This window comes from Mycobacterium montefiorense, from assembly GCF_025823255.1.
Taxonomy (GTDB): Bacteria; Actinomycetota; Actinomycetes; order Mycobacteriales; family Mycobacteriaceae; genus Mycobacterium; species Mycobacterium montefiorense.
The window spans coordinates 155,761-180,121 of the sequence record NZ_JACKVL010000002.1; the positions used below are offsets into that span (position 1 = coordinate 155,761).

17 protein-coding genes and 1 pseudogene are annotated in these 24,361 nt (G+C 67.1%); 15 read left to right on the top strand and 3 right to left on the bottom strand.

What is annotated here, in order from left to right; translation table 11 throughout:
- The 6 genes and pseudogenes from H7K34_RS00610 (at position 1) to H7K34_RS00635 (ending at position 13,773) form a co-directional block, all read left to right on the top strand.
- Positions 1-6,588: a non-ribosomal peptide synthetase gene (locus tag H7K34_RS00610; RefSeq protein ID WP_264058720.1), complete on the top strand. Its 6,588-nt coding sequence runs from the start codon at positions 1-3 to the stop codon at positions 6,586-6,588.
- Positions 6,585-11,015: an amino acid adenylation domain-containing protein gene (locus tag H7K34_RS00615; protein ID WP_264058722.1), complete on the top strand. Its 4,431-nt coding sequence runs from the start codon at positions 6,585-6,587 to the stop codon at positions 11,013-11,015. The genes H7K34_RS00610 and H7K34_RS00615 overlap by 4 nt, the downstream gene beginning before the upstream one ends.
- Positions 11,012-12,314 (top strand): annotated as a pseudogene (gene mbtG, locus H7K34_RS00620) (NADPH-dependent L-lysine N(6)-monooxygenase MbtG). The gene H7K34_RS00615 and the pseudogene mbtG overlap by 4 nt, the downstream one beginning before the upstream one ends.
- On the top strand, positions 12,289-12,516 hold the full coding sequence (locus H7K34_RS00625; protein ID WP_264058725.1) for an MbtH family protein: 228 nt from the start codon (positions 12,289-12,291) through the stop codon (positions 12,514-12,516). The pseudogene mbtG and the gene H7K34_RS00625 overlap by 26 nt, the downstream one beginning before the upstream one ends.
- A gap of 159 nt (positions 12,517-12,675) precedes the next feature.
- The gene (locus tag H7K34_RS00630; protein WP_264058726.1) at positions 12,676-13,200 is read left to right on the top strand and encodes a hypothetical protein; all 525 of its coding nucleotides are present in this window, start codon (positions 12,676-12,678) and stop codon (positions 13,198-13,200) included.
- A gap of 69 nt (positions 13,201-13,269) precedes the next feature.
- Positions 13,270-13,773, top strand: a complete 504-nt coding sequence (locus tag H7K34_RS00635; protein ID WP_264058785.1) for a hypothetical protein — start codon at positions 13,270-13,272, stop codon at positions 13,771-13,773.
- On the opposite strand, the gene H7K34_RS00640 is transcribed toward H7K34_RS00635, so the two are convergent.
- The 3 genes from H7K34_RS00640 to H7K34_RS00650 form a co-directional block, all read right to left on the bottom strand.
- The gene (locus H7K34_RS00640) at positions 13,770-14,648 is read right to left on the bottom strand and encodes a sigma-70 family RNA polymerase sigma factor (protein WP_264058728.1); all 879 of its coding nucleotides are present in this window, start codon (positions 14,646-14,648) and stop codon (positions 13,770-13,772) included. The two genes, H7K34_RS00635 and H7K34_RS00640, sit on opposite strands and share 4 nt — an antisense overlap.
- Complete coding sequence (locus H7K34_RS00645) at positions 14,645-15,247, bottom strand: carboxymuconolactone decarboxylase family protein (RefSeq protein ID WP_264058730.1); 603 nt, start codon at positions 15,245-15,247, stop codon at positions 14,645-14,647. Before H7K34_RS00645 ends, H7K34_RS00640 begins: the two co-directional genes overlap by 4 nt.
- An 82-nt stretch (positions 15,248-15,329) precedes the next feature.
- On the bottom strand, positions 15,330-15,671 hold the full coding sequence (locus H7K34_RS00650) for a type II toxin-antitoxin system VapB family antitoxin (protein WP_108925364.1): 342 nt from the start codon (positions 15,669-15,671) through the stop codon (positions 15,330-15,332).
- A gap of 154 nt (positions 15,672-15,825) precedes the next feature.
- On the opposite strand from H7K34_RS00650, the gene hrcA reads away from it, so the two are divergent.
- The 9 genes from hrcA (at position 15,826) to era (ending at position 24,356) form a co-directional block, all read left to right on the top strand.
- Positions 15,826-16,857, top strand: coding sequence for a heat-inducible transcriptional repressor HrcA (gene hrcA / locus H7K34_RS00655; protein WP_264058734.1), 1,032 nt, complete (start codon positions 15,826-15,828; stop codon positions 16,855-16,857).
- A 68-nt stretch (positions 16,858-16,925) separates the two neighbouring features.
- Positions 16,926-18,071 (top strand): molecular chaperone DnaJ, encoded by a 1,146-nt coding sequence (dnaJ, locus tag H7K34_RS00660; protein WP_264058735.1) that lies wholly within the window; start codon positions 16,926-16,928, stop codon positions 18,069-18,071.
- Between the two features lie 25 nt (positions 18,072-18,096).
- On the top strand, positions 18,097-18,903 hold the full coding sequence (locus tag H7K34_RS00665) for a 16S rRNA (uracil(1498)-N(3))-methyltransferase (protein ID WP_264058736.1): 807 nt from the start codon (positions 18,097-18,099) through the stop codon (positions 18,901-18,903).
- Between the two features lie 55 nt (positions 18,904-18,958).
- Positions 18,959-20,017, top strand: a complete 1,059-nt coding sequence (locus H7K34_RS00670) for a PhoH family protein (RefSeq protein ID WP_108925357.1) — start codon at positions 18,959-18,961, stop codon at positions 20,015-20,017.
- Between the two features lie 18 nt (positions 20,018-20,035).
- The gene (gene ybeY, locus H7K34_RS00675) at positions 20,036-20,569 is read left to right on the top strand and encodes an rRNA maturation RNase YbeY (protein WP_264058739.1); all 534 of its coding nucleotides are present in this window, start codon (positions 20,036-20,038) and stop codon (positions 20,567-20,569) included.
- Positions 20,570-20,610: 41 nt separating this feature from the next.
- A complete protein-coding gene (locus H7K34_RS00680; protein WP_264058787.1) occupies positions 20,611-21,846 on the top strand; it encodes a hypothetical protein in 1,236 nt (411 codons plus the stop codon).
- Positions 21,843-23,147, top strand: a complete 1,305-nt coding sequence (locus H7K34_RS00685; protein WP_264058741.1) for a hemolysin family protein — start codon at positions 21,843-21,845, stop codon at positions 23,145-23,147. The genes H7K34_RS00680 and H7K34_RS00685 overlap by 4 nt, the downstream gene beginning before the upstream one ends.
- Positions 23,140-23,460: a cytidine deaminase gene (locus H7K34_RS00690; RefSeq protein WP_108925351.1), complete on the top strand. Its 321-nt coding sequence runs from the start codon at positions 23,140-23,142 to the stop codon at positions 23,458-23,460. Before H7K34_RS00685 ends, H7K34_RS00690 begins: the two co-directional genes overlap by 8 nt.
- The gene (era, locus tag H7K34_RS00695; protein ID WP_264058743.1) at positions 23,457-24,356 is read left to right on the top strand and encodes a GTPase Era; all 900 of its coding nucleotides are present in this window, start codon (positions 23,457-23,459) and stop codon (positions 24,354-24,356) included. The genes H7K34_RS00690 and era overlap by 4 nt, the downstream gene beginning before the upstream one ends.
- Positions 24,357-24,361 lie beyond the last annotated feature (5 nt).

The following is a 24,361-nucleotide window of genomic DNA, read 5'->3' on the forward strand; positions in this document are numbered from 1 at the left end:
GTGACTGAAACCTCCGGTGCCAGCGCCCGGCTCGACGAAAAGCGGCTGGAACTATTGCGCCGCAAGATCGCTGAGCGTGGCCTCGACAGGCCCCCGGCGCAGGGGCCCGTGGCGACTTACGACGAGCCACGCATGTCGGACGGTCAGCACCGGATGTGGTTCGTGCAATCGGTCGATCCCGACAGCGCGCTGCTCAACATCTGCGTCTCTTATCGCATCACCGGCACCGTCGATGTTGCCCGGCTGCGCGCAGCGATCGAGGCCGTGGCCGAGCGCCATCCGGTGCTGCACACCACCTACGAGACCGACACCGACGGCTTCCCGTATCCGGTGATCCGCGATGATCTGCGACCGGACTGGGCCGAACACGACCTGTCCGTCCTGACCGATCAGTCCCGGCGGTTGCGGCTCGATGTGCTGGCTCAGCGGGAGTTCTGCCGGCCCTTCGACCTGGCCAAGGATTCGCCCCTGCGGGTCACGGTGGCGCGGTTGTCGACCGACGAACTGATGCTGCTGATCACCGCCCACCACATCGCCTGGGACGACGGCTCATGGTCGCCCTTCTTCGCCGATCTGACCCGGGCGTATACCGACCCGGATGGTTTCGCCGCCGCGCCGGCGGCCAGTGCCCCCGCGGTCGAGCCGGCTTTCGCCGACGCCCCGAGTCATGACGAGGATGCGGACTACTGGCGGCCACTCATCACGAATCTGCCGGAGCCGCTGGAGCTTCCGGGCGCCAACGGTTCCGTGGTGCCGAGCAGCTGGCGTGCGCAGCGCGCCACCGCGCAGTTGCCGCCGGCCCTTATCGACCGGGCGGCGGCGCTGGCTCGGGAAAGCGGCGCCACGCCCTACATGGTGTTGATGTCCGCGTTCGCCGCGTTGGTCCAGCGCTACACACAGTCGAGCGACTTCCTGGTCGCCGTCCCCGTGCTCAATCGCGGCGTCGGGACCGAGGACGCCATTGGCTATTACGGCAACACCGTGGTGATTCGGCTGCAACCGCACTCCCACCAGACATTCCGCGAACTGCTGACCCAAACTCGGGACAGCGCCGTGGGCGCCTTTGCGCATTCACGTGCCGACCTGGACTGGCTGGTGCGCGAATCCAACCCCGATCGCCGACACGGCGCGGACCGGATGACGCGGGTGAGCTTCGGACAGCGAGATGCCGATGGTGCCGGCTTCTGCCCGCCGGGCATCAACTGCGAGCGCGGTGAGTTGCGTGGTCACTTCAACCAGCTGCCACTGAGTTTCATGGTGGAGCTGGCGCGCTCGAAGGACGGCGGCGGATTAGTTGAGGCTGAGTATCTGGTCGAGGTGCTGGATCGTCCGCTGGTCGAACAGCTGCTGCGGCACTATGTCGTCTTGCTCGACAATGCGCTGAGCAACCCCGACGCGCCGCTGTTCGCATGCGCGCTGATGAGCGGCGAAGACGCGGAGTGGCTCCGCCAGGTATCGACGGGCGAAGAGTTCACCACCCCGGCTGCCACGTTGCCGGAGTTGGTCAGCCGCCGCGCGGCCCAGGCGCCCGATGCCGTCGCCGTCGGCTACGAAGGCCGCGACTACACCTACCGCGAGATCGACGAAGAGTCGAACCGGGTGGCGCACTGGCTAATCGAGCAGGGCATCGGCACCGAGGACCGGGTCGCGCTATTGCTGGACAAGTCGCCCGAACTCGTCATCACCGCGCTGGGCATCCTCAAAGCGGGCGCGGTATACATGCCAGTGGACCCCACTTACCCGCAGGATCGAATCTCCTTCATCCTGGGCGATGCGGACGCCAAACTGGTTCTGCACGAACCAGTTACCAGCCTGTCGAACTACCCGGCGAGCGCACCCGAGCTGATTCGCCCACTGACCCCGTACAACACCGCCTACCTGATCTACACCTCGGGTTCGACCGGGCTGCCCAAGGGCGTCCCGGTGCCGCATGCGCCGATCGCCGAGTACTTCGTCTGGTTCGGCGACGAATACCAGATCGCCGCAACCGAATCGCTGCTTCAGGTCGCTTCACCCAGCTTCGACGTGTCGATGGGGGAGATCTTCGGAACGCTGATCATGGGTGCGCGGTTGGTGATTCCGCGGCCCGACGGGCTGCGCGATATCGGCTACCTGACCGACCTGCTCGGCCGCGAAGGCATCACCTCGATGCACTTCGTGCCGTCGCTGCTGGGGCTCTTCCTGTCGCTGCCCGGCGTCAACCAGTGGCGCAGCCTGCGCCGGGTCCCGATCGGCGGGGAGGCGCTGCCCGGCGAGATCGCCGACAAATTCCACGCCACCTTCGACGCGCTGCTGTACAACTTCTATGGACCGACCGAGACCGTCGTCAACTGCACCAGCTATCCGGTGCAGGGCACCCAGGGCACCCGGATCGTGCCTATCGGTAAGCCCAAGATCAACACGCAAGTGTATCTGCTCGACGATACGCTGCAGCCGGTACCGGTGGGTGTGATCGGCGAGATCTACATCGCCGGAACGCATGTCGCGCAGGGGTATCACCGTCGGCCGGGACTGACGGCCGAACGTTTCGTCGCCGATCCGTTCACCGCGGGCGGCCGGATGTACCGTTCGGGCGACCTGGCCCGCCGTAACGGTGACGGAGACATCGAGTTCGTCGGCCGCGCCGACGAACAGGTGAAGATCCGCGGCTTCCGCATCGAGCTCGGTGAGATCGCCGCCGCCATCTCGGTCGACCCCAGCGTCGGACAAGCGGTGGTGCTTGCGGTGGACCTGCCCCGGCTGGGCAAGAGCCTGGTCGGGTACGTGACTCCCGCCCCGGACTGCGGCACCGAAACCGTTGACGTTGAACGTATCCGAGCCCGGGTGGCCGCGGCGCTGCCGGACTACATGACTCCGGCCGGCTACGTCGTGCTCGACGAGATCCCGATGACCGCGCACCAAAAGATCGATCGTGCCGCGTTGCCGCAACCGGAGATCGCCGCCGGGGCCGAATACCGCGACCCGACGACCGCCACGGAACGCCGTATCGCCGCACTGTTTTCCACACTGCTGGGCCACGACCGGGTGGGTGTCGACGACTCGTTCTTCGATTTAGGCGGTCACTCTCTGGTGGCCACCAAACTTGTCACCGCGATCCGCTCGGATTGCGGTGTGGAGCTCGGCATCCGCGACGTGTTCGAGCTGGGCACGGTGGGCCTGCTGGCCGAGCGGGTAGACGAGCTGGGCTCCGGCACATTCGACCAGGCGCGGCCCAAGCTGATCGCGACCGCCCACGACGAGCCGCTGCCACTGTCGGCGTCGCAACTGCGCAGCTGGTTCGCGTACCGCATCGACGGGCCCAGCTGGGTCAACAACGTCCCGTTCGCTGCGAAGCTGACCGGGCCGTGGGACATCGATGCGTTGATCGCCGGCATCGGCGACGTCGTGGCTCGTCACGAAATTCTGCGCACCAGCTATGTCGAAATAGACGGTGTCCCTTACCAAGTAGTCAATCCAGCCGGTGATCTGCCGATTCGCCTGGCGGCCTTTGACGGCGCCGCCACTGATAGCGACGGCTGGCTGCAGGAACAGCTTGACGCCGAACGCCAGCACTGCTTCGAATTGGACGAGGAGCGACCGATTCGGATCGCGTTGCTGCGCACCGGCGTCGACGCAGGCGAACACGTGATGTCCTTCGTGGTCCACCACATCGCTTCCGACCATTGGTCAGCAGGCGTGCTGTTCTCCGATGTGCTCACCGCCTATCGGGCCCGGCGTTCGGGAGAGGTGCCGTCCTGGGCGCCACTTCGCGTGCAGTACGCCGATTACGCGGCCTGGCAAAGCGAGTTCCTGGGTGACTCCAGTGGTCAGGAATCAGCGATCGCCGCCGAGCAGCGGGAGTACTGGACCCGGCAGCTGGCCGGGATGTCGGAGGACACCGGGCTGCGGCCGGACTTCCCTCGTCAACCGGTACCCAGCGGCGCGGGTGAGTCGGTCGACTTCCGCATCGACGCGGCCACCCGCGGCAAGCTCGCCGAATTGTGCCGCGAGTTGGGCATCACCGAATTCATGCTGCTGCAAACCGCCGTCGCCGTGGTCCTGCACAAGGCCGGCAGCGGCGTGGACATTCCGCTGGGCACGCCGGTTGCCGGACGCACCGAAGCCGAATTGGACCAACTGATCGGCTTTTTCGTCAACATTCTGGTGCTGCGCAACGATCTGGACGGTAATCCGACGCTGCGAGAAGCGCTGCGTCGGGCCCGGGAGACGGCCTTGGCTGCCTACGCTCACCAGGATCTGCCGTTCGACCGGGTTGTCGACAGCGTCAGCCCGGTGCGCTCGCTATCACGCAACCCGCTGTTCCAGGTCGTGGTGCACGTCCGCGACCACCTGCCCGCCACCCGGGTGATCGATTCGACGTCCGACGGCCGCGGTGGCGAGGACACGGTGTGCACCTCGTTGGATCCGATCTTCGACATGGCGCACGCCGACCTGAGCGTCAACTTCCTGGGCGCCGACGACACGGACGGCGCCGGGTACAACTGCAACGTGATTTTCCGTACCGAGCTGTATAGCCGGTCCACCATCGAGCGGCTGGCCGGCTGGCTGGCCCGGATCATCACCGCGTTCGCCAACGACGTCGATCAGACGTTGCGCGACGTTGCGGTGATCGACGACGACGAGCAGCACCGCATCCTGCAGGAGTGGAGCCGCGGCGTGCAAGCGCCACAGGACCGACCGCGTACCATTCCGGAATTGCTTGCGCCCAGCCGGAATTGGGGTCCGGACCGGATCGCGGTGCGCTGCGGCAGCGAGCAGATCGATTACCCATCGCTGCACCGGCGTTCGGACAATCTCGCGGTGCTGCTCGCCGAACACGGTGTGCAGCCGGGGTCGCTGGTCGGACTCTCGACGCGGCGCGGCATCGACATGGTGGTGGCGCTGGTGGCCATCATGAAAGCCGGCGGCGGCTACTTCCCGATCGATCCCGGTTATCCGCTGGCGCGCAAGCAGTTCATGCTCGACGACGTCGCGCCGCCGGTGGTCTTGGCGACGGCCGACGCCGTGGACAGCACGCCGAAAGTGCCTGGGGTTACGGTGATTTCCCTGGACGACCCGCAGGTTGGTGCCGCGATGGAGAACAGCGACGCGGCACGCACGGAGTTGCCCGCGCCGCACCCCGACGACCCGATGTATTTGGTGTTCACGTCCGGTTCCACCGGCAAGCCCAAGGGTGCGGTGGGCACGCATCGGTCCATGTCGGCCAGGTTGGATTGGCAGTTGCGGCATTACCCGCCCTGCGCCAATGACATTCGATTGGCGCAGGCTTCGATCACCTTCCTCGAGGGCGGTATGGAGATGCTGGCCGGCCTGGCGGCCGGTGCCACGATGATCCTCGCCGACGACGCCGAGCACCGCGACGCCGAAGCGCTCGGGGACTTGATGGACCGGCATTCAGTGGCGCAGGTTACCGCGGTGCCCAGCCTGGTCTCCGCGCTGGTGGACACCCGGCCCGATGTGGTGCGATCCCTGTCGAGGCTGGTCTGTGGTGGGGAGCCGGTGAGCGCGTCACTGCTGGAGCGGCTCGTGGCCGCATGTGCCGATGATGCGGACACCCAGCTGCTGAACAATATCGGCTCCACCGAAACCTCTGGCGCGGTGTCGCGCGGGCGGCTCGGTCTGCCGAATCCGCTTGTCGGCAAGCCGGTGCCGGGGGCGGATGCCTACCTGCTCGATGACAGCCTGCGCCCCGTGCCGGTCGGCGTGGTGGGCGAACTGTATTACGCCGGTGACCAGTTGGCCCGGGGCTACTGGAAGCGGTCCGCGTTGACCGCAACGCGGTTCGTGGCCAATCCGTATGCGCTGGAACCGGGGTCGCGGCTGTACCGCAGTGGCGACCTGGCCCGGTGGACCGAGGACGGCCAGCTGGAGTTCACCGGCCGTGCTGACCACCAGGTACAGGTGCGCGGATTCCGGGTCGAGCTGGCGGAGGTCGAGGCCGCGCTTTCGGCGGCTGACGGCGTCGCGGCGGCGGCCGCGCGTACCTGGGAGGTGCGCGGCGGTACATCGCTGGCCGGATATGTTGTGCCGCAACGAGCAATCGTCGATGACGCGGAGAAAGCAACCTTCGCGGGCGCGGTGCGTGCCGCAATCGCGACGACGCTGCCCGGATACATGATGCCCTCGTCGCTGACGGTTCTCGACGCGCTGCCCAAGACCGATTCGGGCAAGCTGAACCGGCCCGGGCTACCGAAGCCGGCCGTCAGCACCAGCGGCCAGATCGAACCATCGCGCACCGACACCGAACGGGCGCTGGCTAAGGTGTTCGCCGAGCTGCTGTCGACGCCCGAGGTCGGCCGATTCGATGACTTCTTCGCGCTCGGCGGCGACAGCATCCTTTCGGTGCAGCTGGCATCGCGGGCCCGCGCGGCGGGCCTGGCGGTCAGTCCGCGGATGGTCTTCGAGCACCCGACGCCTGCGCAGTTGGCCGGCGTCCTGGACGCCCTCGGCGACGGACAGACCGACACCGAGCAGGCCGACGAGCCGGCGGATGCCCGCTTCGAGCCGATGGCCGCGTCCGGACTGTCAGCCGACGATCTGGCTGCGGTGACACAGCTTTGGTCATCCTCACGTGACGGTACGCCATGACCGCGACCAAAGCCGATGTCGTACCGGACATCGAGGACGTGATGGCGTTGAGCCCGCTGCAAGAGGGCTTGTATTCGTTGAGCACGCTTACCGAATTCGTCGAAGGCGAAGCGGCCGACGATCCGTACATGATCGGCATGGCCGCGGACATCTCCGGCGCGCTTGACGCCGAGCTGCTGCACGACTGCGCGACGAACATGTTGGTACGGCATCCAAACCTGCGGGCCAGCTTCTTCAGCCGGGGAATCCCGCGTCCGGTGCAGATCGTGCCGTCCCGCGTCGAGCTGCCCTGGCGAGTCGTCACGGCCTCGCCCGAAGAGGTGCAGGCGTTGGAGGTCGGTGAGCGACGCCGACCGTTCAATCTGGAACGTGGGCCGGTTATTCGCTTCCTGCTGATCGAATTGCCCGGCGCGCAATGGCGGTTGGTGATCACCGCCCACCACATCGTGATCGACGGCTGGTCGTTGCCGGTGTTCGTCAACGAGCTGATGATCTTGTACGGCGCCGGGGGAGACATTGCGGCGCTGCCCGTTGCCCCGCGCCCCTACCGCGACTACATCGGGTGGTTGGCAAGCCGCGATCCTGAAGCCAGTCAACAGGTTTGGCGTCAGCATCTGGCCGGCTTGCCCGGTCCGACCATGCTGTCGGCCGCGTTCGGCTCGGCGGAAGCGGCCGACGGGCGGCAGACCGGATTGCCGCGCACCACCGAACTGCGGCTGCCACCCGAGGCCGCAGAGCGGCTGGTCGAAGGCACTCGTTCGCGCGGCATCACCGTCAACACCCTGATACAAATGGCGTGGGCGCTGGTGTTGTCGCGGCTGACCGACACCCATGACGTGGTATTCGGGGTCACCGTCTCCGGCCGGCCGCCCGAACTTGCGGGCGTCGAGACGATGATCGGCCTCTTCATCAACACCGTCCCGATGCGGGTGCAGCTCGACCCGATCGCGAGCGTCGGTGACCAGTGTCGTGCGGTGCAGCGCAATGCCGCACTGCTACGTGAGCACGGTTTCCTCGGGCATTCGCAACTGCGGACCCTCGGTGGGGTCGGGGAGATGTTCGACACCTTGCTGGTCTATGAGAACTTTCCCCTGGACGGATTGGCCGCCTCCGGCGAATTCAACGCTGCCGGTGCGACATTCCGCCCGTCCGCGCTGCAGACCCTGTCCCACTTCCCGGTCGCGATCGCTGCCCACATGGCCGGCGGCGAGCTGGTGGTGCTAATCGAAGTGCTGGACGGCGCGCTGGGTACCACTAGCGCCGAGCGGCTGGGCCGTCGAGTGCTGACCGCTGCCGAGCGGCTGCTGCGGGACTGGGAGCGACCCTTGCGTGAGGTCAGCGTCCTGTTCGAGGACGAGGGTGTCCCGGACGTTGCGGACGCAGCGGCCCCGCAGGCGCTTGGCATCCACACTCGCTTCGCCGAGGTCGCCGTCAAGACGCCCGACACCGTCGCGATCAGCTGGACGGGCGGCTCGCTGAGTTACCGCGAGCTCGACGATCGTGCCAACGCACTGGCCGCCCGGCTCGCGGCTCGCGGGGTAAAGACCGAAACCCCGGTGGCCATCCGGCTTTTCCGCGGGCCGGAGTACATCGTCGCGATGCTCGCGGTACTCAAGACCGGCGGCATGTGTGTGCCGATGGAGCCGGGGCTGCCCCCCGAACGGGTGGAGTCGATTCTGCGTCAGACCGGTGCGTCAATCATCGTCGACGAGGAGCTGCTGGAAGCCCGCGGCGAGGCCGGCGCCGATTTCCGCCCGGTCCAGGTGTGGCCCGAGCAGGCCGCTTATGTGGTCTTCACATCGGGGACGACGGGAGAACCCAAGGGCGTCATAGGAACTCACGCGGCAGTCGGCGCCTACGCCGACGATCATCTGGACAGCGTGTTGCGACCCGCGGCGGCGCGGCTGGGTCGCCCGCTGCGCATCGCGCACGCGTGGTCGTTCGCGTTCGACGCTGCCTGGCAGCCTTTGGTTGCGTTACTGGACGGCCATGGTGTGCACGTCGTCGACGAGCTGACCCAGACCGACGCCGAGGCACTCGTCGGTGCGATCGCCGAATACGGCGTCGACATGATCGACACCACGCCGTCGATGTTCGCCCAACTCACCGCATGTGGATTGCTCACCACGGTGCCGTTGGCGGTGCTGGCGTTGGGCGGTGAAGCGCTCGGCAGCTCCGCGTGGGCCCTGATCCGTGGCGAATGTGTGCGAACCGGATTGTGCGCCTACAACTGTTACGGCCCAACCGAAACCACCGTCGAAGCCGTGGTGGGAGCCATTACCGAGTACGACGATCCGTCGATCGGGCGCCCGACCCGGCACTCCCGCGGTTACGTGCTCGACTCGGCGATGCGTCCGGTGCCCATCGGGGCGACCGGCGAGCTCTACCTGGCCGGATCCCAACTGGCCCGCGGCTATCTCGGCCGCCCGGGGGAGACGAGCCATCGATTCGTCGCCGATCCGTTCGCCGCCGGTGAGCGGATGTACCGCACCGGCGATCTGGTGCGCCGGGGGCCGGATGGCTCATTGCAATACGTGGGGCGCGCCGATGCGCAGGTCAAGATTCGCGGCTACCGGGTGGAACCGGGCGAGATCGCCGCAGCGCTCGAATCACACCCCGCCGTGCAGCACGCCGGCGTTCTGGTGCGTCAGCAGGACACCGGAGCGCGGCTCACCGCCTACGTGGTGATTTCCGACACGGCGGCGCACAAACCACCGGCAGCCGAACTGCGCGCCATGCTAGGTACCCGGTTGCCGCGCTACATGATTCCGCAGCGGATCGTCAGGCTCGACGAGATTCCACTGACCGCCAACGGTAAGCTGGACGAAGCCGCGCTGCGCGCGTTCGATGCGGCCGCGACTGCGGACTGCGCCGGTTCTGAGCCCGAAACGCCCACCGAAGTCGCACTGGCCGAAGTACTTTCGGAACTTCTGCGCCTGCCCTGCGTCGACGTGGCCGCGGACTTCCTGCAGCTGGGCCTGGACAGCATCATGGCGTTGTCGGTGGTGCAGGCCGCGCGGGCGCGGGGTCTGGCGTTGCGCGCCAGGCTGATCCTCGAGTGCGCCAACGTCCGGGAATTGGCAGAGGCAATCGACTCCGAAACCGCTACTGCTACAACTGATGTCGAAGACGGCGCGGAGCCCATGCCGGTGTTGCCCAATGGCCGCTGGCTCTATGAATACGGCGTGGCTCGACGGCTGGCCCAGACCGAAGCCATCCGGCTGCCCGACGACATCACCCGCGAGCAACTAGACGCCGCGCTGGCGAGCATCGTCGCCGGGCACGAAGTGCTCCGCGCGCGACTGGACCGCGCCACGATGACCCTGGTTCCGGCGCCGGCCACCGAAACCCTCGGTGAACTCGTCAACGAGGTTGCGGTCTCCGACGACCTGCAAGCGGTGGTTCCCGAATACGTCACAGAAGCTGTCGACCGTCTCGACCCCGAGCGGGGAGCGCTGCTGGCCGCCGTGTGGCTTCGGCCGCCGACCGGACGAAGCGTGCTGCTGCTGGCCGCCCACGTGCTGGCGATGGATCCGGCATCCTGGCGGGTGGTTCTCGGCGAGCTGGATGCTGCCCTGCAGGCGTTGACTACCGGCCACTCGCCCGCACCGGTGCGGGAGCACACCAGTTACCGGCGCTGGGCCGCGGCCCTCGCCGACCGCGCCGACCGGTTGGACACCGTGCAGTTCTGGGCAGCCCAGCTCGAAGGCGATGATCCCAACCTTGGCGCCCGGCGGGTTGATTCGGGCCGCGACCGGGCCGGCGATCTGATCGTCCGCATGGTCGTCGCCGACGCGGACACCACCCACCGGCTGTTGGATTCCGGCCTGCCATTGCCCCACTTGCTGGTCGCCGCCACCGCGGCGACGGTGACGCGCTGGCGGCAGCGACGAAACCAGGCCACGCCGCCGCCGCTGCTGGCGCTGGAAACCCACGGCCGCGCAGACAGTCTGGTCGACGAGCCCGGCTCGCACACCATCGACACCGGCGACACGATCGGACTGCTGAGCTCCATCTATCCGGTGCGGGTGGACTCGACCGACCCGCAAGACGTCGGCGAGTGGTTAGCGGCCATCCCGGGTGACGGACTCGATTACGGCTTGCTGCGCTATCTGCGGACCGATACCGCCGGGCGTCTGGCCTCGTTGCCTGGCCCGCAGGTACTGCTGAACTACCTGGGCGCAGCACACACCGGCGGCGGGTCCGTGCTGACGATGGAGCGCGGGCTGCTCGCGGGGGTATCTCCGCAACCGGAACCGGATCTGGCGGTGCGCCACGAACTCACGATCATGGCCACCGTGCTGCCGTTCGAAGGGCAGCGCGTCTTGGCCGCGCAGTGGCGTGCACTGCCAGACATTCTCGATGACGCGGATATCGCTGCTTTGCAACAACTTTGGATTGAATCACTGCGGGAGGTGGTGACGTGAGCACGTTAGCGATCCTCGGCGCCGGCGCGAAGGCGGTGGCTGTAGCCGCCAAGGCGAAGGCGCTGCGCGACATGGGCGTCGAGGTCCCCGACGTGGTCGCCGTGGAACGCACCGGGGTCGGGGCGAACTGGCAGGCGAGCGGCGGCTGGACCGATGGTGCGCACCGGTTGGGTACCAGCCCGGAAAAAGATGTCGGCTTCCCCTACCGATCGGCGCTGGTGCCACGCCGCAACGGCGAGGTCGACGAGCTGATGACCCGCTACAGCTGGCACTCCTATCTGATCGCGACCGCATCCTTCGCCGAGTGGATCGACCGGGGCAGGCCGGCCCCGCCGCATCGCAAGTGGAGCAAGTACCTGGGCTGGGTCGCCGATCAGGTCGAGATGTTAGTGATGCGCGGCGAGGTCGACGGGCTGGGTGTCGCCGGTGACCGCTGGGCGCTGCGCACCCACGAGACCACCGTGCACGCGGACGCGTTGATGATCACCGGGCCGGGCCAGGCGGAGAAATCTCTGCTGCCCGGCAACCCGCGCATGATGTCGATCGCCCAGTTCTGGGATCGCGCCGCTGGCCACGACCGCATCAGTGCCGAGCGGGTCGCGGTGATCGGCGGCGGTGAAACGGCCGCCTCGATGCTGAATGAGCTTTTCCGGCACCGGGTTTCGACGATCACCGTCATCTCACCGCAGGTGACGTTGTTTACCCGTGGCGAGAGTTTCTTCGAGAACTCGCTGTTCTCGGACCCCACCGACTGGACCGCGTTGACGTTGGCCGAACGTCGCGACGCGCTGGCCCGCACGGATCGTGGCGTCTTCTCGGCAAACGTGCAAGAGGCGCTGCTGGCCGACGACCGCATCCGCCACCTGCGCGGCCGGGTGGCGCACGCGGTAGGTCGCGACGGGCAGATCCGGCTGACGCTCTCCACCAACCGGTTCAGCGAGAACCTGGAGACGGTGCACGGATTCGACCTCGTGATCGACGGGTCGGGCGCCGATGCGCTGTGGTTTACCTCGCTGTTCAGTCAGGATGCCCTCGACCTGCTCGAGCTGGGTTTGGGCGGACCGCTGGCCTCCGAGCGCCTGCAGGAGGCGATCGGCTACGACCTGTCCGTCAGCGACGTCACGCCTAGGCTGTTCCTGCCCAACCTGTCCGGCCTCACCCAGGGGCCCGGATTTCCCAACCTGAGCTGCCTGGGGCTGCTGTCGGACCGAGTGCTGGGGTCCTGGGTCGGTCCCGCGGGTTCGTCCAGATACCAAACGATGGTGGAGAAGCGATGAGTACCAACCCTTTCGACGATGACAACGGCACCTTTTTCGTGCTGGTCAATGACGAGGAGCAGCACAGTCTGTGGCCTGTCTTCAGCGACGTTCCGGCGGGCTGGCGCGTGGTGCACGGCGAAGCGACCCGGGCGGCGTGCCTGGACTATGTCGAGCAAAACTGGCCCGATATCCGGACGAAGAGCCTGCGTGATTCCGTCGCCGGGAACCGGTCAGCTGGTTAGCCAGCAAAGCCGAAACTCTGGGCTGCTACACAGGTTGCGCACAGATTAGTCAGTGCGATCCCGCGTAGCATCTGTCCCAAGGTGCACAACCACACCATCTACACCAGGTGCTGGTGTGGGTGACATTCCGTCACGACGCTGCACTTCGAAGGGGGAATCATGAAATCCGTGAAAGCTATTGCCACCGGTGTGGCAGCGCTGGGCGCTCTCGGCGCTGCAGCTATCGGCGTCACCTCAATCGCGTCCATCCCGGCCGGCAGTGCCGCCCAGGTGCAGCTGGCCGCGGTTGGCGCACCGTTGCCGCAGGATCCGGCGCCGCCCGCCCCGGCTCTCGATGCCGGCGTTCCGACGGCGGACCAGCTGACCGGGCTGCTCAACAGCCTCGCCGACCCCAACGTGTCGTTCACCAGCAAGGGCAATTTGGTCGAAGGCGGGATCAGCGGGACCGCGGCACACATCGCGGACCACAAGTTGCAGAAGGCGGCCAAGAACGGCGACCTGCCGTTGTCGTTCAACATCACCAATATCCAGCCAAGCGCCGCAGGTTCGGTAACGGCGGACGTCGCGGTGTCGGGCCCGAAGCTGCCGAACCCGGTCACGCAGAATGTCACGTTCGTCAACCAGGGCAGCTGGATGTTGTCGCGCGCCTCGGCGATGGAGCTGCTGCAAGCGGCTGGACAGTAAGTAACATCCGTCACGTTGGCAGGTTGGCCTCAACGGGCCTCTGAAGGGGGAATCGTGAAATCCGTAGCTATGAGCGTGGCGGCGCTGGCCGTCATCGGCGGCGCGGCCGCCGGCATCGCATCCGTCGCGCCGCCGGGGTCTGCGGTGCAGCTGACCACGGTCGGCGCGCCGTTGCCGCAGGATCCGCCGCCGCCTCCCGCGCCTGCGCCGGTGGGGCCGGGCCTGCCGACGGCGGAACAGTTGAGCAACCTGTGCATCCAGGCCACCGACCCAGGCGTGGGCTACTCCACCAAGGTCGGCCTGGTCGAAAACGGCATCAATCCCGACGAGGGCCACGTTGCCGACCACGACCTGCGTAAGGCCTACCGGAACGGCAACTTCCCGGAGACCTTCACGGTGACGAACATCGTGCCGAACGGGCCGAATGTGGCCGCCGCCCAGGTGGCCATCGCGGGTCCGAAGTTCGCCGGGCCGGTCAACAAGCAACTGGTGTTCGTCCAACAGGGCGGCAACTGGGTGCTGCAACACGACGCCGCGCTGGCGTTGCTGCAGGCAGCGTCCGCGACGAACTAGCCGGACACGGCTCTTAGGTCGAGCTTGGCGATTCGCTCCGGGTCGGCCAGGACGTCGATCGCGGCGACTCGGCCGTCGCGCACCACGAACGCCATGATCGAGACGGGTTGGCCGGCGACGAACACAACCGCGCCCGCCGCGCCGTTGACGATCGCGGCGCGGACTTCACGCTCGGGGTCTGCGTAGCCGCGGGCCAGCTTGGCCACCGATGGCGCACCCTCGGCGCGGAATAGCCCTGCGCCGGAGCCGAAGTCGCCGCGCAACACCACGCCGGGATGCAACACCGACACCAGCCGGTCGAAGTCACCGGAGCGTCCGGCGGCGAAGAACGCGTCGACGGCCTCGCGCTGCGCGGCGATGTCGGCATCGGGCAGCGGGTCCGCCTGCTGGATGCGTCGGCGCGCGCGGCTGGCCAGCTTGCGGGTCGCTTCGGGGCTCCGTTCGACGATGGGCGCGATCTGGTCGAACGGGACGGTGAACACGTCGTGCAGGACGAATGCCAGCCGCTCCGCCGGCGGCAAGGTGTCCAGCACCACGAACAGCGCCAGCCCTACCGCGTCGGCGAGCATCGCGCGGTGTTCGGGGTCGAACTCGCCGAGGGTGTCCACGATCGGATCGGGCAGCTGGGCGACCGGTTCCTCGCGATGACGGGCGTGGCGGTCGCGCAAGGTGTTCAGGCAGGTGCGGGCCACCACCGTGGTCAGCCAGGCGTCGAGGTTGACGATGCCCTCGCCGGAGTTGCGGTTCAGCCGCAGCCAGGCTTCCTGCACGGCGTCCTGCGCGTCGTCAATCGAGCCCAGCATGCGATAGGCGATGGCGCCCAGCTGTGGCCGGGCCGCCTCGAACCGGGTCGTCAAAGACGCCTGCACTGTCACGCGCGGCCGGTGTCGGGGAGGGCGCACACCCGGTCACCGGAGAAGCCGGACGACCCGATGCCGAGCGCGAGGTTGAATCGGGCGCGCATGTTGCCCAGGTTGATGACGTGGGTGAGGGCGACCAGCTGCGGCGTGTCGAAGTGGGCGCGCAGCGCGTCGAACAGCTGGTCGGTCACCTCGACCGGGGTGCGGCTGATCGCGGTGGCGTACTCCAGGATCAGCTTGTCGACGTCGGAAAAGCACGGGGCATTGCAGTAGTCGGGTCCAGACATGGCCAGCAGTTCTTCGTCGGTGATTCCCCATTGCCGCGCGATCTGCGAGCCGAGATCGATGCAGTACTCGCAGCGCACCGTCGTCGCCGCCTTCAGCTCGGCCAGCGCGCGGTGCCGCGGGCGCAGCATGTCCAGTTTCGATTCGGCCTGCTCGAGCCTGCCGTAGGCGCTGAGCAACTTGGGGACGTGGGCATACATCCGCAGCGGTTCGAGCATCCCGGCCGTTTCGAGGCCGGCCATCTGTGCGAGCTTGCGTTTGGTGAAGAAGAACGCGATCCTGGCGCCCAGGCTGGCGTCGTGGTCAGAGACTCCCTGAAGCCGGGACATGGCGAACCTCCCGAATAGTCGCGGTGCGGACCCTTGTTGGCCCTCACTACGTCGACACCCCGCAACGCGCAAACGTGACCGGCTAATGCCCGAAAGTCGAACCGGATCCCTGGGTCTGCTGGCTCAGCGGTATATCCATGTCGTAAACCCGGGCATGGAACACGGTGCGATTTCGCAGCGCGGCGCGCACCGCGCGGTGCAGGCCGTCCTCGAGGTAGATGATGCCCCGCCATCGGACCGCGTGCGGGAAAAGATCGCCGTAGAAGGTGGAGTCTTCCGAGAGCAGCCGGTCCAGGGCCAGCACCGTGGTCGTGGTGACCAACTCATCGAGCCGGATCTGCTGCGGCGGTATCTGGGACCAGTCCCGGTAGGACAGCCCATGTTCCGGATAGGGCTTGCCGTCTCGTACGCCCTTGAAAATCATTGGCGGATCGTCTCCGATGCGTCGTCGAGGCCCGACGGATACATGCTGGACAGGCTAGCCGCAAACTTATCGGCAGCGCGCGGCGGACGCTCGCGCACGGAGGTCAGCGCGCCGTGAGACCGTAAAATGAACGCAGTCAAGGAGGTGGCAACCGATGGGCAGTGCCGACGACCGTCGCTTCGAGGTGCTGCGCGCCATCGTCGCCGACTTCGTCTCCAGTAAGGAGCCCATCGGTTCGAAGTCGCTCGTCGAGCGGCACAACCTCGGGGTGTCCAGCGCCACCATCCGCAACGACATGGCGGTACTGGAGGCCGAGGGCTACATCACCCAGCCGCACACCAGCTCCGGGCGAGTACCCACCGAGAAGGGCTACCGCGAGTTCGTGGACCGGATCGACGACGTCAAGCCGCTGTCGTCGGCCGAGCGACGGGCGATCCAAAGCTTCCTGGAATCCGGCGTGGACCTCGACGACGTGTTGCGGCGGGCGGTGCGGCTGCTGGCTCAGCTGACCCGTCAGGTGGCAGTGGTGCAGTACCCGACGTTGTCGACGTCGACGGTTCGCCACCTGGAAGTGATCGCGCTGACGCCGGCGCGGCTGCTGATGGTGATCATCACGTCGTCCGGGCGGGTGGATCAGCGCATCGTCGAGCTCGGCGACGTCGTCGACGATCATCAGCTCTCCCAGCTGCGGGAGATCCTCGGCCAGGCCCTGGAAGGCAAGAAGCTTTCGGCGGCCTCGGTCGCGGTGGCCGAGCTGGCTCAGCAGCTGGGCGGCACCGGCGGGCTGGGCGACGCGGTCGGCCGTTCGGCCACGGTGCTGCTGGAGTCGCTGGTCGAACACACCGAGGAGCGGCTGGTGATGGGCGGTACCGCGAACCTGACCCGCAATGCGGCGGACTTCGGCGGTTCGCTGCGCTCCATCCTGGAGGCGCTCGAGGAGCAGGTGGTGGTGCTGCGATTGCTGGCGCATCAGCAGGAATCCGGCAAGGTGACGGTGCGCATCGGCCATGAGACGGAGGCCGAGCAAATGGCGGGCACCTCGATGGTGTCTACCGTGTACGGCACGATGGACACCGTGTACGGCGGTATGGGTGTGTTGGGACCCACCCGCATGGACTATCCGGGAACTATCGCCAGCGTGGCCGCGGTTGCTCTTTATATTGGCGAAGTCCTGGGTGCTCGATGAACGTGCACCCTTAGGGTTTGTGGACACACGTAGTAACGCGGCCTTAAAAGGGCCCAGAAAGGTCAGGCGTGGCACGCGATTATTACGGGCTGCTTGGCGTGAGCAGAAACGCCGGCGATGCGGAGATCAAGCGCGCGTACCGGAAGCTAGCGCGCGAACTGCACCCCGACATCAACCCCGATGAGGCCGCGCAGGCGAAGTTCAAGGAGATCAGCGCGGCCTACGAGGTGCTGAGCGATCCCGAGAAACGCCGGATCGTCGACCTGGGTGGCGACCCACTGGAAAACGCGGCCGCCGGGGCCGGCGGATTCGGCGGGTTCGGCGGTCTCGGTGATGTGTTCGAGGCCTTCTTCGGCGGCGGCTTCAGCGGTGGCGGGACATCCCGCGGTCCGATCGGCCGGGTTCGGCCTGGCTCGGACTCGTTGCTGCGGATGCGGCTGGATCTCGAGGAGTGCGCGACCGGGGTGACCAAGCAGGTCACCGTCGACACCGCGGTGTTGTGCGACCGCTGCCAGGGCAAGGGCACCAACGGCGATTCCGCGCCGATTCCGTGCGACACCTGCGGCGGCCGCGGTGAGGTGCAGACGGTGCAGCGCTCGCTGCTGGGCCAGATGGTGACGTCGCGGCCGTGCCCCACCTGCCGCGGCGTCGGCGTGGTCATCCCGGACCCCTGCCATCAGTGCGTGGGCGACGGCCGGGTGCGGGCTCGCCGGGAGATCAGCGTCAAGATTCCCGCCGGTGTCGGCGACGGCATGCGGGTCCGGCTGGCCGCTCAGGGTGAGGTCGGGCCCGGGGGAGGGCCGGCCGGCGACCTGTACGTCGAGGTCCATGAGCAGGCCCATGACATCTTCGTCCGCGACGGCGACGACCTGCACTGCACGGTGTCGGTACCGATGGTCGACGCGGCGCTGGGCGCCACGCTCAGCATCGAGGCCATCCTCGACGGCATGAGCGAGATCGTCATTCCGCCTGGCACGCAACCGGGTGCGATCATCGCGCTACGCGGCCACGGCATGCCGCAGCTGCGCGCGGCCACCCGCGGCAACCTGCATGTCCACGTCGAGGTGGTGGTTCCCACCCGGCTGGACAACCACGACAGCGACCTGTTGCGCGAGCTGAAGAATCGCCGCACCCGCGACGTGCCCGAGGTGCGCTCGACGCACAGCGGTGGTGGGCTGTTCAGCCGGCTGCGCGAGACCTTCACCGGGCGCTGACGCAACTCCTGAGGGGCCCCTGCACATGGTGGCGACGCTGTTCTACGTCAAAGCACTGCCCGACACCGGTGGACTGGCCGTCGTCGACGGCGAGGAGGGATTTCACGCCGCGACGGTGCGCCGGATCCGGTCCGGCGAGGAATTGGTGCTCGGCGACGGCGTCGGCGGCCTGGCCCGCTGCGTGGTCGAGCAGTCCGGCCGGGACGGATTACGAGCCCGGGTGCTGAACCGCTGGAGCGTCGATCCTGGCAAGCCGCCGGTGACGGTGGTGCAGGCGCTGCCCAAGTCGGAGCGTTCGGAGTTGGCGATCGAATTAGCCACCGAGGCCGGGGCCAACGCGTTTGTGCCCTGGCAGGCGGCCCGATGCGTGGCCAGCTGGCAGGGTGCCCGCGCCGAGAAGGGTCTGCGCCGCTGGCGTGCCGTGGTCCGCTCGGCGGCCCGGCAATCGCGGCGGGCGCACATCCCGCCGGTGGACGCCGTGTTGTCCACTTCGGCGCTCACCCAGCGGATCCGCGACGAAGTGGCCGCCGGCGCCGCGGTCTTGGTGTTGCACGAATCGGCGAGCGATCGGATCGCGCATGTTGCGGTGGCGCAGGTGAGCGCGCTGTTCCTGGTGGTCGGTCCGGAGGGAGGCATAGCGCCCGATGAGCTGGCCGAGTTGACCGACGCGGGAGCGGTCGCGGTACGGCTGGGCCCGCAGGTACTGCGGACCTCGACGGCCGCCGCGGTGGCCCTGGGCGCCCTCGGCGTGTTGACCCCGCGATGGGAGCAAACCGCCGAGGTCGGGCCGCCCGGACCGCTCGCGGCTGACCAGGCGGAGCCCTCGGCGTAGACTAAGGCATCCCGAACTACCCTGACGAGCCGAGAAGGCAGGCACCGGAAACCACGTGACGCCACGCGAGACCAACGCTGTTGACGCAGCTAGGGCCCTGCAGGCCGACGCTCAGGTTCGCAGCAGCATCGACATTCCTCCTGATCTCGTCGTGGGCTTGCTGGGTTCGGCAGACGAGAATTTGCGCGCCCTCGAACGAATACTCGCCGCCGACCTGCATGTTCGCGGCAACGCCGTCACGCTGTCGGGCGAACCGGCCGACGTCGCGCTGGCTGAGCGGGTGCTCTCCGAGCTGGTCGCAATCGTGGCCAACGGCCAGCCGTTGACGCCCGAGGTGGTGCGCCACAGCGTCGCCATGCTGGTCGGTACCGGCAACGAGTCACCGGCCGAGGTGCTCACGCTGGATATCCTGTCGCGCCGCGGCAAGACGATCCGGCCCAAGACGCTGAACCAGAAGCGCTACGTTGACGCCATCGACGCCCACACCGTCGTGTTCGGCATCGGGCCCGCCGGCACCGGCAAGACCTATCTCGCCATGGCCAAGGCGGTCAACGCGTTGCAGTCCAAAAAGGTCACTCGCATCATCTTGACCCGTCCGGCCGTGGAAGCCGGTGAGCGTCTTGGTTTTCTGCCGGGCACGTTGAGCGAGAAGATCGACCCGTATCTGCGGCCGCTGTATGACGCGCTCTACGACATGATGGACCCCGAACTGATCCCCAAGCTGATGTCGGCTGGGGTGATCGAGGTGGCGCCGCTCGCATATATGCGGGGTAGGACGCTTAACGACGCCTTCATCGTCCTGGACGAGGCGCAGAACACCACGCCCGAGCAGATGAAGATGTTCCTCACCCGGCTGGGCTTCGGGTCGAAGATCGTCGTCACCGGCGATATCACCCAGATCGACCTGCCGGGCGGCGCACGGTCGGGACTGCGGGCCGCAGTTGACATCTTGGACAACATCGACGACATCCACGTTGCGGAGTTGACCAGCGCGGATGTAGTCCGCCACCGGCTGGTCTCCGAGATCGTGGATGCCTACGCCCGCCACGAGGACTCGGACTCCGGGATGAATCGCGCTGCTCGGCGGGCATCCGGAACCCGGAGCCACCGATGATGGTGCGGTGAGCAGCCCATGAGTATTGAAGTGAGCAACGAATCGGGCATCGACGTCTCGGAAGCGGAATTGGTGAGCGTCGGGCGGTTCGTCATCGCGAAAATGGACGTCAATCCGGGCGCCGAGCTGTCGATGGTGCTGTTGGACACCGCGGCGATGGCCGACCTGCACATGCGCTGGATGGACCTGCCGGGCCCGACCGACGTGATGAGTTTCCCGATGGACGAGCTCGAGCCCGGTGGCCGTCCGGACGCCCCCGAGCCAGGGCCGTCGATGCTGGGTGACATTGTGTTATGTCCGGAGTTCGCGGCCGAGCAGGCTGCCGCGGCAGGTCACAGCCTCGGACATGAGTTGGCGCTGCTGACAATTCACGGCGTGCTGCACCTGCTCGGCTATGACCACGCCGAGCACGATGAGGAGAAGGAGATGTTCGCTCTACAGGAGCGACTTCTCGAAGAGTGGGTAGCCGAACAGGTCGAGGCGTACCACTACGACCGGCAAGACGAGAAAGACCGCCGGTTGCTGGACAAGTCAAGGTATTTCGACAATTGAGCATTTTGAAGAGAGCACTCTGGATCGCGGTCTCGGCCGCCATGGTTTTGGCGCCGTCGGCGCTGCTGGTCAGTATGCCTGGTCTGGCACAGGCGTCTCCGTGCGCCGGCGAGGGGTCAAACCCCGTGTCCTGCCAGCACTGTCTGTTTTATGTGCAGGCCTATCACACCGCGAACGTGTGCAACGCGCCCGCGCCCCGGCCGGCCCCGGCGCCCTCGAGCACCGTCCCGGTCTACATTCCGGAGCCCCCGCCCTTGCCGCCGCCGACTTCTACACGTCCGGCGCCGGTGCCGGTGCAAACCCCGAAGATCAGTCCGCCGTCCCCGGGGGCACCAAGAAACGTCGCCGTGTTGTCACCGCCGAAGAAGCTCGAGGCGCCACCGCAGGCGATCGCGGCCGCCAAGGTCGCACCGGCCGCCCGGCTCAATCCCGCCGATCCACCGAAGCCGCCGACCCAGGCGGACTTCAACCAGCAGGTGCAGAACGTCGTCAGCCTCCACAGCGACAACATCGAGCTGGTCAAGGCCGATAACAAGGCGCTGGTCCGTCCCCGGCACTGGGACTACGTCGACTACGACGAGTATCACCGTCCGATCCTGTACAACCCGCTCGGTCAGGCGATGACCTTCCGCTACACCTACGACGGTGGGTCCCGTGAGGCGTACCTGCCGGCCGGTGGCCGCATCGTGCTCGATGCCGGCACCGTTGGCTTGGTCGCGTTCACCGCGGTCGGCGAGAGCTATCTGGCATCGGGCAGCTTCTACGGCGGCGCCTTCGTGCCGCCTGACAACTTCACGGGCCCCCCGCCGCCGGACTACGTGGCGCCGACGCCTCCGACGCTGTACCAGAGCGTCATGGCCGATATCCCCGCCGTCAACCAGAGCGTGCAAATCGGCCAGGTGGCGGTGGTGGGGCACGACGATAGCGAGCCCGCGGGTAGCCAGGACTCCTTCCTGCTCGACGACTCGACCTTGGCCTGGGGTCAGGTCACCGATCCCGCCGACGGCGTGCAGATCCGGGTGACCAAGACCCAGTCGCTGCCCAGCTTCGGGCCGACCGACAATGGCGACTTCTTGGTGACGCTGGCAGTTCACGGCGATCAAGGCCAGCCCGCCGCTCAGCCTGCGCCGGCTGCCCAGCCTTGGTGGCCGTGGGGAGTGCGGTACGGGCTGTTGGTGATGGCGGTTGTCGTCATCGCGGGGTTGCTCAATCGTCGGAATAAGAGCGGCGACGTAACAGACAAGCCCGTGGCCGAGCCAAGGCATACCCACCATTGAGCGGCTTGTTCCAGCTGCTCCTCGCGATCGCGTTGATCGGTCTGGGCGGAGCTTTCGCGGCGATCGACGCTGCGATTAGCACGGTCTCGGTGGCTCGGGTGGCCGAGCTGATGCGCGATGAACGGCCCGGGGCTCGGGCCCTGTCGAAGGTGATGGCCGACCGACCGCGCTACATCAACCTGGTGGTGCTGTTGCGGATGATCTGCGAGGTCACCGCGACCGTGCTGCTGGTGGTGTTCCTGTACGACAACTTCGGTCTGAACTGGGCGGTCTTCGGCGCCGCCACCATCATGGTGCTGACCAGCTTCGTCGTCATCGGGGTCGGCCCGCGGACCCTCGGGCGCCAGCACGCGTACTCCATCTCGCTGGTGACAGCCCTTCCGCTGCAGGTGATTTCGTCGCTGTTGATGCCGATCAGCCGGCTGCTGGTGCTGCTGGGTAATGCGCTCACGCCGGGTCGCGGCTTGCGCAATGGCCCGTTCGCATCCGAAATCGAGCTGCGCGAGGTTGTCGACCTGGCCCAGCAGCGCGGCGTGGTGGCCGCCGACGAGCGCCGGATGATCGAGTCGGTGTTCGAACTCGGCGACACCCCGGCGCGTGAGGTGATGGTGCCGCGGACCGAGATGATCTGGATCGAGAGTGACAAATTCGCTAGCCAAGCGACGAACTTGGCTGTGCGCAGCGGGCACTCCCGCCTTCCGGTGATCGGCGAGAACGTCGACGACATCGTCGGCGTGGTGTATCTCAAAGACCTTGTCCAGCAGGCGTTCTTGTCGGCCGACGGTGGTCGCGACACCAAAGTGTCGCAGGTGATGCGCCCGGCCGTATTCGTGCCGGACTCCAAGCCGTTGGATGCGCTGCTGCGGGAAATGCAGCGCGATCGCAATCACATGGCGCTGCTAGTCGACGAATACGGCGCGATTGCCGGCCTGGTCAGCATCGAAGACGTGCTGGAGGAGATCGTCGGTGAGATCGCCGACGAGTACGACCAGGAAGAGACGGCCCCGATAGAGGACCTGGGCGACAAGCATTTTCGGGTGTCCTCGCGGTTGGCCATCGAAGACGTCGGCGAACTCTACGGCGTAGAATTCGACGACGACCTCGACGTCGATACGGTGGGTGGCCTGCTGGCGCTGGAATTGGGCCGCGTTCCGCTGCCCGGCGCCGAGGTGGTCTCGCACGGCTTGCGGCTACGCGCCGAGGGCGGCCCCGACCATCGCGGCCGGCTGCGGATCGGCACCGTGCTGCTCAGCCCGGTCGAACCAGAGGACCACGAGTTTGAAGACACGCATCATGGCTGAGCAGCTGGCTCCCGAGGACGAGAAGCTGGTGGTGCTGGCGCGCGCCGCGATGGCGCGTGCGGAGGCCGGCAGCGGGGCCTCGGTGCGAGACGTCGACGGCCGCACGTATGCGGCTGGGCCAGTGGACTTGTCGGCGCTGCGGCTGACCGGACTGCAAGCGGCGGTGGCCGCAGCCGTCTGCAGCGGGGCGACGGGCCTGGAGGCCGCCGCGCTGGTGGCAGGATCGGCTGACGACGCCGGCATTGCCGCGGTCCGCGAGCTCAGTCCGACCGCCGCGATCATCCTCACCGACCGCGCCGGCAAGCCGTTATGAGTGAATTCCGTTCGGGCTTCGTGTGTCTGGTCGGCCGGCCGAATACCGGCAAGTCGACGCTGACCAACGCGCTGGTCGGCAGCAAGGTGGCGATCACCTCGAAGCGCCCGCAGACCACTCGGCACACCATCCGCGGCATCGTGCACCGAGAGAATTTTCAGATCATCCTGGTCGACACTCCGGGGTTGCACCGGCCGCGCACCCTGCTGGGCAAGCGGTTGAACGACTTGGTCCGTGACACCTACTCGGAAGTCGACGTCATCGGGCTGTGCATCCCGGCCGACGAGGCGATCGGCCCTGGAGACCGCTGGATCGTCGAGCAGATCCGTTCCGTCGCACCCAAGACCACCCTCGTCGTCATCGTCACCAAGATCGACAAAGTGCCCAAAGACCGCGTGGCCGCGCAGTTGGTCGCGGTCAGTGAACTCGTCGATGGTTCGGCCGAAATCGTCCCGGTGTCAGCGGTCGCCGGCACCCAGGTCGACCTGCTGACCGACGTGCTGGCCGCCACCCTGCCCCTCGGCCCGGCGTATTACCCCGACGGCGAGCTGACCGACGAACCCGAAGAGATTTTGATGGCCGAACTGATCCGCGAGGCTGCCCTGGAGGGAGTGCGCGACGAACTTCCGCACTCGCTGGCGGTGGTGATCGACGAAGTCAATCCGCGCGGGGACCGCGACGACCTGATCGACGTGTATGCCCTGCTCTATGTCGAGCGGGACAGCCAGAAGGGCATCATCATCGGCAAGGGTGGGGCCCGATTGCGCGAAGTAGGCACCGTGGCGCGCGGCCAGATCGAGAAGTTGCTGGGCACCAAGGTCTATCTCGACCTGCGGGTCAAGGTCGCCAAGAACTGGCAGAGTGATCCCAAACAGCTTGGACGGCTAGGCTTTTAGCGCGT